The following is a 15,798-nucleotide window of genomic DNA, read 5'->3' as shown; positions in this document are numbered from 1 at the left end:
TCTGCCATGCGACAGAAAGAACGTATTCGGTATTAGCAGCCGTTTCCAGCTGTTGTCCCCATCTAGAGGGCAGGTTGCTTACGCGTTACTCACCCGTTTGCCACTCGAATCAATAAGAAGCAAGCTTCTCATCTCTTCTCGTTCGACTTGCATGTGTTAAGCACGCCGCCAGCGTTCGTCCTGAGCCAGGATCAAACTCTCCATGATATATGGAAGAGCGTTTGGCTCTTGTTTATTGATTGGTATTACTCATTGTTTGACGTTCTATATAATAGAACCTCGCACGTTGGCGTTCATTCAGTTCATTGTTCAGTTTTCAAAGGTCATCGTTGTCATCACCGGGTGGCGACGACTTGTTTATTTTAACAAACTCAGAAGAGCTTGTCAAGGATTAATTTGAACTTTTTTAAATTCAAACTTCCTGCTGCGTCAGGGCCTTGCCCCGACAACTCATTCAGTATACTACTGTGTAAAGGAATTGTCAAGGATTTTTTTAAAATCCTTGACGCAGGCCGCCGCGACATCACAGATGTCGCTGTAGGGGCCGGCCAAAGGGCGGCCCGTTGTGGGAATCCCGTGAAATGCTTTGTAGCGAAATCGCCGGTCGCAAAACCATGCCACATATACAGGCTAAGTATATCCCCCATTGTTCGCAGCGGGCTGCCTTTCAGGACAGCCCCTACGCACAAGGCCATGGGCCGTGAATGATTTGATGTGAATCCATAACATTAACATCGCCTGGCTGCGATTCCGTAGGGGACGCCCAAAGCCCTTTCCAGCCCGTCGGTTGCCGACCAATGGGAGGCGCAAGACGGTTGCTGGAACGGACAGCAGAGGCTGGGCGTCCCGTTGTGGGAATCCCGCGAAATGCGCTTTGTCGAAATCGTAATTCGCAGGCCGCAGTTCGCCGGTCGCAAAACCATGCTACATTGACTTGACAAGTATTTTCCCCATTATTCACAGCGGGTCGCCCAAGGCTCCCTTCATAGGGGAGCTGGCCGCCAAAGGCGGTCTGAGAGGTTAAAGGACGTCCCCTACGATGGCCCCGGTTGGGGCGTAAGCCGCCCCTGCGAAGAAGAGGGGGACCGCTTGCGGTGGAGGGGTTCTCCTCTACGAGCCGAGGGGTACTCGAGGCGATGTTGTCAGTCCGAGTCAGTCGCGGCGGGACGCCGCATCTGAATCGTCGTCGATGAACGATGAACGGCCTACGACGAACGACATCGCCAATGACGATGGGCTCCGGCCTGCGGCCTGCAAAAAAAGGGCTTGCCGCGTGTGCGGCAAGCCCTTTTTTATCCCTTAAAATTCCGCTTTCCAAATACCGTGGAGATTGCACGATTCGTATACGACGCCGGAGTCGACGGCTGCGAATACGGCTTTCGGTTCTTCACCGGGTTTGAGGAATTTGACTTCCAGTTTATCATCCGTTGCCAAGGCAATCCATTCGATGTGGTGTTCTTCCAACATCGGGTGGATGACAGAGCCGACAGTGACTTCCAGTTTATCGCCGACGCGTTTTACGACGGGGATGTGTTTTTCTTTAGCTGCATCAACGGAACCGACGGCAATGGGTTCAGCGCCTTCTACGCTGCCGCTGAGCAAAGCCAATACGTTTTTACCTTCGAGCTGATAGAATTTTACGTCTTTCATGATAACTCCTCCTCTAACAAAAAATTCAAGTGCATATATAAGGATTATATATTACATGTCGTTCATAGGTGGTAATAAAATCTTTTGTACCTTTAATTGATATTGGTTCTTTGTTATGTATATATCTTACATGATTTAGCCGTTTTTGTCAAGAAATAATCAACAAATAATTATTATTTATTCGTAAATCAAAAAAAAAAGAAAAGAGCCTCACATGATGGGCGGAAGTTTCATGTGAGGTCCCTTTCTCTGGAGCGTTATCTTATATACTATTATTCTATTATATGTACTTCTATATGTACTTCAGGAAGAAAGACGGTGAGCCGGCTTATCGGAGGATAGCGCCGGAAATGACCATCTGCTGTACCTGGTTGGTGCCTTCGTAAATCTGAGTGATCTTAGCATCGCGCATGTAGCGTTCAACCGGGTATTCACGAGTGAAGCCATAGCCGCCGAATACCTGGACAGCATCGGTGGTGACCTGCATAGCTACGTCAGAAGCGTATTTCTTAGCGATAGCTGCATCTACAGAGTAGGATTTAACGTCGGGCTGAGCCATTTTCCAAGCAGCCTGATAAACTGCGAGGCGGGCCGTTTCAATCTTGAGTTTCATGTCAGCCAGCATGAAGCTGATAGCCTGGAATTTAGCGATCGGTTTGCCGAACTGCGTACGTTCTTTAGCGTACTGAACAGCTGCATTATAAGCGCCTTCAGCAATGCCGAGAGCCTGTGCGCCAACGCCAACACGGCCGCCGTCGAGGGTCATCATAGCGATTTTGAAGCCTTCGCCTTCTTTGCCGAGGAGGTTTTCAGCCGGAACTTTTACGTTCTGGAATACGAGTTCACGCTGTACGGAAGCGCGGATACCCATTTTAACTTCTTCTTTGCCATAGGTAAAGCCTTCCATTCCTTTTTCCAGGATGAAAGCGCTCATGCCTTTAGCGCCTTTGGATTTGTCCGTCGAAGCGAATACGACGGTAACGTCAGCTTCGCCGCCGTTGGTGTTGAAGACTTTGGAGCCGTTCAAGGTGTAGCTGCCGTCTTCGTTTTTCGTAGCGACTGTGGAACCGTTCAAAGCGTCAGTACCAGCGTTCGGTTCGGTGAGGCCGAAAGCGCCGAGTTTCGTACCTTCTGCCAAGGGTTTCAAGTATTTGGCTTTCTGTTCCGGCGTACCGAATTTCCAGATTGGCCAGGAGCAGAGCATGGTGTGTACTTCGAAGCTGAGTGCGATGGACGGGTCAACTTTAGCGACTTCTTCGCAAGCGACAGCCAGGCTGAGGAAGTCAGCGCCTACGCCGCCGTTTTCTTCTTCCCAGGGGATGCCGAGAAGGCCGAGGGTACCCATTTTGTCGAGGATAGCGCGGTCAAAGACTTCCTTTTCATCGCGTTCTTTGACAGTCGGTGCCAATTCTTTTTCTGCAAAATCTTTAGCCAGTTTAGCAATATCCTGCTGCATTTCGCTGAGTTTGAAATCCATAGTAAATATTCCTCCTAAAAATAATTCTTATTACATACTAAAGGTTTATAGGAAAGGGACTGTCGCACGAAGCTTTCAGCTGCCATGCGAAGCCCCTCCTTCTAACAATGAAGCGTGCTCTATTATTTGCCCTGGAAGTGTTTAGCGCGTTTGTTGACGAATGCGTCCATGCCTTCCTTCTGGTCTGCCGTGGAGAAGCAGAGGGCGAATACTTCGTCTTCGTAAGCGATACCGGTGACGACGTCGCAGTTGATGCCGCGGTTGATAGCCGTCTTAGCGAGCTGTACAGCGATAGGAGCGTTGCCCATGATTTCTTTCGCTACCTTTTTGCAGGTATCCATCAATTCTTCCTGAGGAACGACTTTGTTGACCAAGCCGATGCGATGAGCTTCCTGAGCGTCGATCATGTTAGCGCGGAAAATCATTTCTTTGCCATAGCCACGGCCTACGACACGGGGGAGACGCTGAGTGCCGCCGAAGCCCGGTGTGATGCCGAGGCCAACTTCAGGCTGACCGAATTTAGCGTTTTCAGCAGCATAACGGAAGTCGCAAGCGCAGGCGAGTTCGCAGCCGCCGCCGAGAGCGTAGCCGTTAACAGCTGCAATGACCGGCTGGGGCAGGTTTTCGATGCGTGTGAAAGTATCCTGGGAAATCTTACCGAATTTACGGCCTTCGACAGGGTTCTTAGTGGACATTTCAACGATGTCGGCACCGGCGACGAAGGATTTAGCACCTTCACCAGTGATGATGACAACTTTTACCGATTCGTCAGCTTCGATTTTGCCAACGCAGTCATTCAGTTCCGTAACTGTTTCCGTGTTCAATGCGTTGAGAGCCTTCGGGCGGCTGATCGTTAAAATACCGATACCATCTTCGTTGACGAATTTAATATTGTTGTAAGCCATAATGAAAAACCTCCTAATATAGTTATAAAAATTATCAACTATGTCTTATTGATTGGCCTTGCCTTGAACCAACCTTGTGACTACAGTATACAAATGACCAAGTTGGAACAAAACAGGAAAGGCTTGACCTTTTTTGCATAGAATTAAGTCCATGTGAATTTTTTTGTCAAAATCATTGTGATTCACTAAGGTATGTGATAAAATGTACATGCTCGATTGAATTAAATTTATACAGAGAATGAATGTATTTCATATATATTAAAAGCCATATATGTTCTATATAAAAAATATGACAATTTCGTATTGAAGGAGGTTACAACGTGATTTCAGATGGATATGCTTCAACGTTAAAACGGCTCATTACCTTCACACAGGCCAAGTTCATTTCCCTGGCCGATGTCGTCGGTTACGATGTGTCCTACGTCAATAAATGGAGCAACGGTACGAAATTACCGTCTTCCCGTTATGTCGAACGGATCAACGAAGAAATGGGCCAATACTTTGCCGAACTGATCACTAAGCAGAAGAAAGAGGCCAAGTTCTTTAAAACCTTCCCCATTTCCGAAAATACGGATGACCTGGGCTTTGAAATCGGCCAGTACCTCTGCGCCGCCTACCGGACGACGCTGAACCAGAACCGGGTTCCCAAGGGCAAAGAAAACCGCCCGTCCATCCAGGTCGTCACCGGTCATCACGATACGTCGGCTTTCTTGTCGGACTTGCTGCAAAAGGGCATTCAAAGCCTCGAAAGTGATGGTGAGCTCCTGGTCCTCGGTGAATTTTGTACTTTATACAAAACAGGGTTCTGGAAATATTTCGAAGGCCTCGAATTACAGCACAGACTGACCATCCGTGTCGGCCTGGACTTAGATAAAATTGAAAGCAACTTCGATGATTTAATCGCGGTCTATCGTACGCTAGATAACTTTTTGGATATCGATTTCGTCTTTTATGACATCCAGGATACGTCCAATGCCAACCTCATCATCCTCAAGGGCGCGTTCGTCGTTCAATATGCCCTGGACACACAGCCCCGCTTCAAGATGTGTACCTATATTTTCGACGAATCCTTAGTCGGTGATATTTATGAAAAATTCAGTTTCAACGGAGCTGAAAAGAAACCGCTCATGTCGACGGTCAGCTCTCTGGGACTGGAAGAACTCGGCTATCGCACGGCCTTCTATGCGACAACGAAATTCTTCTTCTACTTGACCATCGGCTTTGAATTCCTCCTTCCTCACGAAGTCTTCGACCACATCAGCGAAACCGTATCGCCGGAACAGGCCTTTGCCATCCAGCGCCTCTGCGTCACGTGGGAAGAAATCCTCAATGCTTCGGAAATCACCTTCATCATGCCGACGACATCGCTCCTGCGCTACGTCGAATCGGGCTACATCTACCTGACCGACATCGAATACCGCTTGACTGCGGAAGAACGGAAAGCGCATATCAAGAGTATCTTTGAAGGCCTGGAAAAGAATCCCAACTTAACGACTGGCGTCCTCTTGCCGACCGTCAGCGACGGCATGTACACGGGCAAGGACTTGTCCTTCTATTCCAACTACAAGACAGGCTTCCTGAAAAAGAACAAGCGGAATATCCACAACGACGCCGATTCGTTCTACGTCATCAGCAGCAACCGTCTCCACTCCATCCTGCTCAATGCCTTCCAGAACATGAAGAATCAGCCGTCATACCGCCAGTATGATTTAGAAGCCTTAAAGAAAAAATACGAAACGTATAAACCGCTCATCGAAAGGACCTTGTCCTTGTCGAAGTAAAAAAAGAGGCTGTCGCATTAAGACAGCCTCTTTTTCTGTAGGGGCGCCCACGTGGGGCGCCCGCCCATGCAAATCGGCTACAGGCATCATAACATATACCTGACGGGCTCGCCACGTGCGAGCCCCTACAATCAAAAAAAGAAGCTTGTCGCAAATGCGACAAGCCCTTTTTTTACAGTCCGCAACTCACAGCGTAGTCCGCGGCTGTGTCAAAACCTCTCAGGCCGCCTTCGGCGGCCTGCTCCCCTATCAGGGGAGCTTTTCTGCAAACTACAAACTCTGTACTACAAACTATTATTTGTTCATTTCTTCTTTCATCTTTTTCAAACCCATGGGTTTATCTTCAAAGAGGAAGGCCGGCATGACTTTGACTTCGTCGATGATCGGCGTGAAGCCCATCTGGTCGAGGACGTCTTTCTGGAGGTCGATGCCCGGGGCGATTTCGGTCAGGTGGACACCGTCTTCTTTCATTTCGAATACGGCACGTTCTGTGATGTAGAGGACATGCTGTTTATGTTTACGGGCATAGTTGCCGCTGAAGGTGATGTGACCGACTTCGGGAACGAATTTCTTGACTTTCCCTTCCTGCAGGATGTGCAGTTCACCGTCTTTGATTTCTTCGCGGAGTTTCCCTGTCGTAAAGGTCCCGCAGAAGACGACGTTCTTCGTATTCTGGGTGATGTTGACGAAGCCGCCGCAGCCGGCAATGCGCGTACCGAATTTGGATACGTTGATATTGCCTTCTTTATCGCATTCGGCCAGGCCCAGGCAGGTCAGGTCCAGGCCGCCGCCATCGTAGAAGTCGAACTGTGTAGCCTGGTCCATGTAGGCTTCGGCATTGACAGAAGCCCCGAAGCGGACGCCGCCGAGAGGTACGCCGCCGATGGCCCCGGCTTCGACAGTCATGGTCAAGCTGTCGCCGATGCCTTCTTCGTTGGCTACGGACGAGACGAGTTCCGGAATACCGATGCCCAGGTTGATGACGGCTTCACTGCTCATATTGAGAAGCAACAGGGCTGCCCGGCGGGCAATGACTTTCTTGGCATTGAGCGGAGCCGGATCCAGGGCTTTGACGGGAATCGTCGTTTCGCCCGTCAGGGACGGGTCATATTCGCAGTCGAAGGACTGCTGCCGTTTCGTTTCGTCATCGACCTGAACGACGTAGTCGACGTAGATGCCCGGTACTTTGACCAGTTTCGGGTCGAGCGTGCCGCCTTTGACGATTTTTTCGACCTGGACGACGACGATACCGCCGCTGTTATGGACGGCCTGTGCCAGCGGCGTGGCATCGAAAGGCGATACTTCCTTGGTCAGGACGACGTTGCCCCATTCATCGGCATAAGTCCCGCGGATGAAACCGATATTCATATCCATGCGCGGATAGAAGAGCTGGTCATGGCCTTCGATGTTGATGACTTTGACGAAGTCTTCTTTGGTGACGTCATTGAGACGGCCGCCGCTGATGCGGGGGTCCGCAAAGGTATCGAGGCCGACGTGGGTAATCGTGCCTAAGCGATGAGCTGCGACGTCACGGAAATACTGGGACAGCGTGCCCTGGGGCAGGTTGTAGGCCTGGATCTTATTTTCATTGACTAATTTCTGCAGGGCCGTAACGGCGTTCCAGTGGCCGAGGATGGCTTTTTTCAACATCCCTTCGTGGGCGAAGTGGTCGCCGCCGCGGCCATCCGTATTCCCCTGGGAAGCGGCATAGATGAGCGTCAAATCTCTCGGCGAACCCGTATTGAGGAAGCGTTCTTCCAGGGCGCTGGTCAGCGCTTCCGGCTGTCCGGAACCGACGAAACCATTGGTCGTGACGACGTCACCGTCTTTGACGAGCTGAGCTGCTTCTTGAGCTGTAATTATTTTCACTTGTTTCATGTCTTCCATCTCCTATTTCTTCACGTTTGTTATATGCATTTCGTGAATTCATTATACAAAGGAAGCATATGGAATGATAGACGAAAAGGATGGACTAAATTGGTAGGAAAAAATTCCATGAAGTCAAATTACTGGGCTTCCAGGGCATTCCAGGCTTCATCAGCTCGTTCGACGAACATCTGGCGAACCGCTTCATTTTCTCCCAGGCCATGGATATAGGTCGTAACCGTGAAGCCTTCTTTTTCCAGGATACTCTTATGGGAATCGGCATCGGCACCGGCCATGTCGTTATTGGCATGGTCGCCGGCGACCATCATCATGGGCATGAGGATGACGTGCTTGATGCCCTTGGCTTTCAGCTGGGGAATGACTGTATCCAGATGGGGCCAGCCTTCGACAGAGTAGATGTAGACATTGCCCAGATCAGCTGCATCGAGGCGGTTCTGGACGACGGAGTAATAAGCATTGGCCGGATGCGGCGTGCCATGGGCCATGACCAGGATGGCGTCTTTCTTGCCAATTTTCGGGAACTGTGTCGAGAAGGCTTTGACGAATTCAGCGATGTCGTCGCGCTGGTCTTCCTGTCCCATCCAATACATGAGCGGCGTGCCGAGGGTCAATTTCTTGAAATCATGTTTGTAGAGGTCGAAAATAGCCGTATCATAAGCATATTCCATACCCGGGATGATGTCCAGGGAGGTAATGGCCACGCGCGTATAGCCTTCTTTTTTCAGCTGGGCCATGGCCTGTTCCGGCGTCGGTACGGTCACGCCTTCTTTAGCCTTGATGCGGTCGACGATGATATGCGACGTGAAGGCGACGACGACTTTCTGATCCGGATGGGCCGCCTTGATAGCCGATACAGTCTGGTCGATGGTCTTCTGGCGGCTGTCCTTATAGGTCGTGCCGAAGCTCAATACCAGGATGGCGTCTTTATTGGCTTCGTTCTGCATGTCCGGGTTGTTGTACGTGCGGACCCCGATTTCCGCGGCCTTTTTCAAAGCCGGCGTAGCGTCCTTGACTTCCGGGTTCAGCGTATAGCCGGCAGCAAAAGAGGGCGCCGAAAAAGCACCAAACGACGTCAGGGCCAAAGATAAAATCAGCGCGGTCTTTAATTTTTTGTGGAACATAATCATCTCTCCTTTGATAAAAAATATAAAAAAAGAGGCTGTCACATGATGGCATAAGCCTTCATGCGACAGTCCCTTACATACGAGTCCTTCACGGCCAGCAGCTCATAAAAAGCGGCTCGCCGTAAAAATCGCCATCCCCATCGCTCGCAGGTCAACCGGTGATCCTAATCAGGCAGTTCTTCTGGCTCGGATTCATGGCCATGGCTGCGCCTTCCCATACGCGGACGTACAGTGACATCATTGCAGCCTGGCTCCTCCTTACAGCGGCGGGACCGCGCCGGTTTTGCACCGGACTTCTCTATTGAGCTTACGCACCTGATTGCACTATGGAATTGTATGAATCCTTACAGGACTAACGTCGGGGCGACATACGTACGGGCCAGTAATTCCTGATTCAGGGCATAGAGGCCTTTGGCATCGCTGCCGAACATCTTGTATTTCTTGATCAAATCGTCGGCATTCTTTTCTTCTTCGCCCTGTTCCTTGACGAACCAGTCGAAGCACTGCATGGTCCGGTAATCGTGGACTTTATCGGCAGCCTGATAAATCTTGTTGATCAGCGACGTGACATACTGTTCATGAGCCAAGCCAGCTTTGAGGACCGCTTTGATGCTGTCAAAGTCGTTCTGCGGTTCGGCGATGGCCGAGAAGGTAACGCGTTCGCCGTTGTTATGCAGATATGTCCGCATGAGCATCGCGTGATCCCGTTCTTCCTGGGCCTGGACATCATACCAGTTGGCAAAGCCGTCGAGGCCATTGTCATAGAAATAGTTGGCAAAAGCTAAATACAAATATTCCGAATAGAATTCCTGATTGATCTGGGTATTGATTAATTCTTTTACTTTTGCATCGAGCATAACGGTACCTCCTTGAGATATGTCTCAAAACGTGTACAGAACTTCATCGGTTTTCTTGAACCGTCCTTATTATATCACATTTGACCCTATCAGGAATACTTCTTATTTGACTTTTTGCTCATCAATGGCATTCTTGATGCTCTTCAAGTCCTTGATATCGACTTCTTTCAGGAGCTGGCGGAACCGGGCCAGCTGTTTTTCGACTTCCGGTGACAATTTCGGGAATTTCGGGTTAATGGCCTTGAGTTCCTTGAGGACGATCTGGGCGACGACATAGCGCGTATACCACTTGTCATCAGCCGGGACGATGTACCAGGGAGCGTACTTCGTCGACGTGGCCGATAAGACTTCGCCGTAGACTTTCTGATAGCGGTTCCAATATTGCCGTTCCTCGATGTCAGACATGTCGAACTTCCAATTCTTCTGCTGAGTCAGGATGCGGTCGATGAGGCGTTTCTTCTGTTCATCTTTCGATAAATGGAGGAAGATCTTGACCATAGGGAAGCCATTTTCCGACAAGTACCGTTCCCAGTCGCATATCTGGCGGTAGCGCGTTTCCCAGATATCCTTGCGTACCAGTTTTTCCGGCATACCGTCGCTTTTGATGAGGTTGTGGATGCGGGCGACGACGACTTCTTCATAGTGCGAGCGGTTGAAGATGCCGATTTCACCCCGGCCGGGCAGGGCTTTATTGATGCGCCACATATAGTCGTGATCCAGTTCTTCCGAGCTCGGTTTCTTGAAGCTGTGCACTTTGACGCCAGCCGGATTGAGGTGGGCAAAGACGTGTTTGACCGTACCGTCTTTCCCGGCCGCATCCATGGCCTGCAGGACGATGATCAGGCCGTAGTGATTGTCGGCACAGAGCTTTTCCTGTAAATCCTGCATTTCGGAAATCGTCTGGTCCAGCAGTTCGCCTTTGACCTTCTTCTTGTCGATGTCCACATCGCAGGTCGTCGACCACTGGGTCAAATCGATTTTTTTGCCTTCTTCCGCTAAATATCGGGAAATATCCATAGTAAAAACTCCTTTCTCTATCTATAGTGCTTCTCACAAGACTGGCTGTGGGCCGCCTTTTCCCCAGCGGCTCCGCTTCCCGTTTTTATAGTTGATGTTGATGGACCCTATCTTGACTTTGCCATTGACAATGGAAAAAGCGTCCGTCGATACGTCACCAAAGAACATGGAAATGACGACGTCCCGGAAGTTCAAGATCTTGCCATCCTGAGCGAAAGAGCCGGAAATGCCCCGGAAGGGCAGCTGGTGATAGCGTCCCGGGCCGGACTGGAAATCACCGTAAATCGCCTTGGTGCCGGTCGTTTTATTTTCTTCCATGTGCAGATTCAAGTCGACGTTGCAGCGCAGGAAGAGGTCATGGGCCGCAATGCCGCCTTTGAGCTGGGAGCCGGTCATGTCCGCCGTATACGATTTATCGTCCAGGTTTACCTGTCCATGACCTTTCATGGAGCCGCCGAAGACGCCGGCCGTGACTTCGTTTATATCGAGCAGGCCCTGTTCATAATGGACCTGTCCTACGACATCCGTAAAGACCAGGGCCGTAATATCCAGACGGTCCATCTTCAAAGTGCCGTCGATGACCGGGGCATATAAAGGGCCGCGGATGTCGGCCGAAACTGTCGCCGGGTCGTCGATATCCAGGCCGGCCCCGAGAGAACGGGGATTGCAGTCGCTCAGCAAGAGCGACAGGTTATACTGCGGTGTTTCTTCTTTGAAATCCAGGCTGCCGCGGATGCGCAGGGACTTGGCATCGATCATGCCGGAAAAGTGACCGGCCCGCAAGTCGATTTTCGTCTTGCCTTTAGTATGGATGGCCGAAGAGAACTCGACATCGCCGATCTTGAAATAACGGCCTGGCGCTTCAGCTTCGATGACGCTCTGATGCAGGGCGACGTGGCAGTTAAAGGGGCGGTTGCTCTTAGGCCCTGTGACCTTGACCAAATCCTTCGGGCCGCTGCTGTGATGGTCACTGGCCTTCTTGATATGCTGTAACTCCATTTTATCATTAAAGATCAAATGAATATAGGCATTATTCAAAGTCACGTCTTCGACAGTCTGCGTACCGATATGACCGGTCAGGACATCGCTCAGTTTGACCGTAAACTGGCCTTCCGGTATCTGGACCAGCGTATCCCCATCTTCATCGTGCCATACCAGGCCCTCAAAGGACACGGTTCCGCCTGGCGTCGCCGTCAGGCGTTCCACCGTGACCGTACCGGGAAAGAGCTGGCGTTCTGCGACGACTTGGTTGAAGATATCCGCCGCTTTGTAGCTCATGTAGAAACAGAGTCCGTAAAGAACGGCGGCGGCGATCAAGGTAATCGCCCCCATGCGTTTCAGTTTTCGTTTATGTCGGACATACCATTTATTCCACATGTTCTCCCGTCTTCTTTGCACTCATATCACTGATTTTCCAGGTGTTCCCGTCTTTTACCATCGTCACCTGACCGTTGAAATACTGGACTTTGACCTTGGCACTGCCTGGGATACGGTCCCGCGCTTTCAAGGTGAAGGAAAAGGTCGTCTTATCGCTTCCGGAAGCGATTTTGCGGAGATTGGAAACGTCGCTGGACAAGGTGTTGGCGTAGCCCGGCGCGTAACCATCATAGCCGCCGACAGAATTCTGGAATTCCCCAGTCAGCATCTGGAAGGCATCTTGCAGGTCGTGATTGGAAATGGCCTTATGGTAAGCCAGGAAAGCCTGCTTCGCGCCATCTGTCTTTTCATCGGCCAGGCGGACGCTGATATATTCGACGGTCTGGCTGTTCTTGCTGACGGCAAAGCGCAGGATTCCCTGTTTCCCGTCATCGGTCTTAAAGGTATATTCATAATGAATCTGGGCACCGTATTCCGAGGCCTGGTAATCGTCACCATAGGCATTGACGACGTCATCCAAAGAGCTGCCCTGATGGATGCCCCGCTTGCTCTGAGCTGCCGGCGAGGAGGATGTCAGCATGATGACTTTATCGTCTTTGACGACGACATCCATATCGGTAAACTTATGATGAACGGCACCGTCTTTACTATCCGACGTGCTGAGTTCCCGGCCCAGGCCGTCTTTAGCTTCATCCCAGCTTTGGTCCAGGTAAACGCCGTTTAAAGAGAGTTCCGAATCAGCCGTCTTGACAAGCTGCGACGATACGGTACTCCCCTGGGCCGGTAGGGCTTTCTGTTCATGGGCGTACCAGATGCCGCCGGCAATGGCCACGACGAGGACGCAGGCCAGGGCGATGAAGAGATTGCGATGCTCCTGGAGCTGCGCTTTTAAAGGAACTTCTTTTTTCTCCCGCTGCGGCATAACTACAGGATGTACTGCCGGCCGGCTTTCAGGCTGCACTACCTTTTCCTCCTGCTGTACGGCTGTCCGATTGGTCAGATGACCGTATTGGGCTTGCAGAACCTGCAGCGGGGCCCCGCAGGACGGGCAGAATTTTGCCGACGGGTCGACGGGCTGGTGACATTGCGGGCACGTATGGACGGGTTTGCCGCAATGACTGCAAAAGGCCGCATCAGCCGCTACGGGACGGCCGCAATGAGGGCAGTATTTTTCATTTACTCCGTTTACATTTTGCGTTGACATTGCATTTTCATCGTTTTGATGATTGGCTTGGTTATCGCCTGTATCGTCAAAGTTAAATGATGTAAACATGTTTTCACCGCTCAATGTGCCAATCGACGCCAGGGAAGAAATGCCGAAGATGAAGAACAGGGCTGTCATGGGAACGGTACACATGAGGCGAAAGGCCTGATAGAAGGAAGTCCCCAGCCGTTCTTCCCGGCGATAGATGTAATGCTGGCAGAAAACAGGAATCATCCAGACCAGGACCAGGAGGACGGCATAGCCGATAAAGGTCCCATAGCCGCCGCGGGTCATGCCGAACATCAGCTGGGTCATACTATAGACGATATGGCCGACGACGGCAGCCGTACAAAGGGCGCTGACCAGCCAGCTGAGGATGACGTAGTAAATATAACGGCGGTATTGACTGATATAGTGCCAGCGCTTGCGATTCACATAAATAGTAGCGATGATACCTAAGATACAGAGAATCGCAGCCACAGTCCCATTGAAAATTTCCGCAATCAAGATCAACAATAGGTCTACGACAAAATAGCCCAGGAACATTTTGAGCAGATAAGCCAGAGCCCGCGTCTTATAGAGCAGGTAAATCATGATGACCAGAAGAGCCAGCGTGACCAGCGTATTGAGGCCGCTGAAAAAGGTCAGGACATCCATGGTCCGCCGTACCCCAGCAGGACCACCGAACAAGCCGATCATAGCCAGTCCCCGCAGGGCAATTTCAAATAAAACGCCCAGGACCGTCGTCACGACGCCAACATACATCATGGCGATAATAGCCGTGTACTTCTTATGCTCCGTCGGGAACCACTTGCCAAAATAGCCTAAAGAATCCATAGAAACACCTCCATAAAGATAAGGTAATTATAATTTTATGTTACACCTATTTGGCAAAAAGGAAAAGGACTTGTCGCATGTGCGACAAGCCCCTTTTCGAGTATTAAGTTTTCAGTTTGTAGTTTTTAGTTAAGGCTTTTAAATTTAAAACCATCTGCTAACGGCTAACAGCTAGCCGCTGACTGCTAAAAAAGGCGCTGTCTTCATGCGACAGTACCTTTTAGTGATTAATGGCTATTATATTTTGTCATGTCCAGTGTCCCCAGCTGTTTATCGATCATGATGGAGTTGGTGACGGAACCAGAAACGTTGACCATGGTCCGCATCATGTCGATGAGGGGATCGATGGCCAGTATCGGGCCGATGAGGCTGAACGACGAGGCCATGCCGACGCCGGACAGGCTGACTGAAGCGGCCATGGTCGCCGTACCGGGAATCCCGGCAATGCCCAGTGAGCCGATGGTGACGACGATGACGGTCATGACCAGCATGGTAATATCCAGCGGCGTCCCGGTCAGATGGCAGACGTAGACGATGAGCATAGCCGGGAAGACGCCGGCACAGCCCTGCATGCCGGCTGTCGTGCCAAAGCCGGCAACAAAGCTCGCCGTTCCCTGATTGACGCCGAGGCGGGTAACCAGGGTTTCAATGGTGACCGGCAGGCAGCCGGCGCTGGACCGGGACGTAAAGGCCAGGATGAGCAGGGCCACGCTTTTCTTCAAGTAGTGAATGGGATTGACACCATGCAGCATGACGGCCAGGATCTGAATGATGAACTGGACGATAAGGGCGACATACAGGGCGATGATGAAGATGCCCACGTCGAGGATGCTTGCCAGGCCTTTCTGGGCAATAGTGTTAGCCAGTAAGGCGATGACCGCCCAGGGCATGTAGTCCAAGATGAGCAGGGCCATGTTCATCATGGTCTTGTGCAGGCCATCGATGAGTTTATGCAAAAAGGCTTCCATATCGGGCTTATCTGCTTTGATCCACCAGATGGCCCGGCCAAAGACGGCACCGAAGATGACCATGCCGATGACGTTGTTCTTGACCATGGAATCGACGAGGTTTCCCGGAATGAGAGCCCGCAGGGTCGAAGCCACGCTGACGACATCCTTCGGTTTGGCCCTGGCAGCTTCACTGCTGATGGCACTGCCCGAACCGACATCGAAAAGGATACCGAAGACGATGCCGATGACGGCGGCAATAGCCGTCATGACCAAGGTCACCAGCAATGTCCGCTTGACCAGGCGGCTCATGGTCTTGCCAGAATCCATATTGATGACGACGTGGGCAATAGAAATGATGACCAGCGGAATGACGATCATCTTGATGAGGTCGATATAGCCATTGCCAAAGAGCTGGAACCAGTTCGTCGTTTCCTTGATGAAGACGACTTTCGTCGGATCATCAGGGAAGCCAGCCATCAGCTGCATGACCAGGCCCAATAAAGCGCCGGCCACCATGCCGACGCAGACGACGAGCGAGAAGCCCATCTTGCACTTATGATAGAGATAATGAATAAGTCCGAAGAGAACAGCCAGGACAGCTAAGAATAAGACTGTCCGCCAATCGCTGATCATCAGGAAGGACGTAAAAAATTGACTTTCCATACTGAATTCCCCCTAGTAATCAATAACCAATATACATTGATTTTCTTATTATACTAAATTGGTAGTCTT

Annotated in this window: 11 protein-coding genes, 1 rRNA gene and 1 riboswitch; of the genes, 1 reads left to right on the top strand and 11 read right to left on the bottom strand. The window is 50.9% G+C overall.

Translation table 11 applies throughout. The annotated features are described in order from the left end of the window. The 4 genes from WMO23_RS01575 to WMO23_RS01560 form a co-directional block, all read right to left on the bottom strand. Positions 1–207, bottom strand: a 16S ribosomal RNA gene (locus WMO23_RS01575); the annotation flags it as partial. A gap of 1,092 nt (positions 208–1,299) precedes the next feature. Then, positions 1,300–1,650 (bottom strand): desulfoferrodoxin family protein, encoded by a 351-nt coding sequence (locus WMO23_RS01570; RefSeq protein WP_020311887.1) that lies wholly within the window; start codon positions 1,648–1,650, stop codon positions 1,300–1,302. 328 nt (positions 1,651–1,978) lie between these two features. Then, positions 1,979–3,127, bottom strand: coding sequence for an acyl-CoA dehydrogenase (locus tag WMO23_RS01565; RefSeq protein WP_020724212.1), 1,149 nt, complete (start codon positions 3,125–3,127; stop codon positions 1,979–1,981). Between the two features lie 122 nt (positions 3,128–3,249). After that, positions 3,250–4,032 (bottom strand): enoyl-CoA hydratase-related protein, encoded by a 783-nt coding sequence (locus WMO23_RS01560; protein WP_020724211.1) that lies wholly within the window; start codon positions 4,030–4,032, stop codon positions 3,250–3,252. A 320-nt stretch (positions 4,033–4,352) separates the two neighbouring features. On the opposite strand from WMO23_RS01560, the gene WMO23_RS01555 reads away from it, so the two are divergent. Beyond that, a complete protein-coding gene (locus WMO23_RS01555; protein ID WP_292282648.1) occupies positions 4,353–5,813 on the top strand; it encodes a hypothetical protein in 1,461 nt (486 codons plus the stop codon). Positions 5,814–6,107: 294 nt separating this feature from the next. Here WMO23_RS01555 and WMO23_RS01550 read toward each other — a convergent pair whose 3' ends face one another. The 7 genes from WMO23_RS01550 to WMO23_RS01520 form a co-directional block, all read right to left on the bottom strand. Then, positions 6,108–7,691, bottom strand: a complete 1,584-nt coding sequence (locus tag WMO23_RS01550) for an acyl CoA:acetate/3-ketoacid CoA transferase (protein ID WP_020311372.1) — start codon at positions 7,689–7,691, stop codon at positions 6,108–6,110. Positions 7,692–7,819: 128 nt separating this feature from the next. Continuing rightward, a complete protein-coding gene (locus WMO23_RS01545) occupies positions 7,820–8,821 on the bottom strand; it encodes a sirohydrochlorin cobaltochelatase (RefSeq protein WP_020311371.1) in 1,002 nt (333 codons plus the stop codon). 157 nt (positions 8,822–8,978) lie between these two features. Beyond that, positions 8,979–9,158, bottom strand: a riboswitch (cobalamin riboswitch). Between the two features lie 10 nt (positions 9,159–9,168). After that, entirely contained in the window at positions 9,169–9,681 is a 513-nt protein-coding gene (locus WMO23_RS01540) for a ferritin (RefSeq protein ID WP_020311370.1), read from the bottom strand. Between the two features lie 102 nt (positions 9,682–9,783). After that, complete coding sequence (locus WMO23_RS01535) at positions 9,784–10,698, bottom strand: polyphosphate kinase 2 family protein (protein ID WP_020311369.1); 915 nt, start codon at positions 10,696–10,698, stop codon at positions 9,784–9,786. 33 nt (positions 10,699–10,731) lie between these two features. Next, positions 10,732–12,075 (bottom strand): AsmA family protein, encoded by a 1,344-nt coding sequence (locus WMO23_RS01530; protein ID WP_020311368.1) that lies wholly within the window; start codon positions 12,073–12,075, stop codon positions 10,732–10,734. Then, entirely contained in the window at positions 12,065–14,116 is a 2,052-nt protein-coding gene (locus WMO23_RS01525) for a zinc-ribbon domain-containing protein (RefSeq protein ID WP_020311367.1), read from the bottom strand. The genes WMO23_RS01530 and WMO23_RS01525 overlap by 11 nt, the downstream gene beginning before the upstream one ends. A gap of 227 nt (positions 14,117–14,343) precedes the next feature. Continuing rightward, entirely contained in the window at positions 14,344–15,729 is a 1,386-nt protein-coding gene (locus WMO23_RS01520) for a cation:dicarboxylate symporter family transporter (RefSeq protein ID WP_292281602.1), read from the bottom strand. Positions 15,730–15,798 lie beyond the last annotated feature (69 nt).

The organism is Megasphaera intestinihominis (genome assembly GCF_040096415.1).
Taxonomy (GTDB): domain Bacteria; phylum Bacillota; class Negativicutes; order Veillonellales; family Megasphaeraceae; genus Megasphaera; species Megasphaera intestinihominis.
Note: the sequence above shows the minus strand (reverse complement) of the source record. Positions and strands in the feature narration are given on the sequence as shown.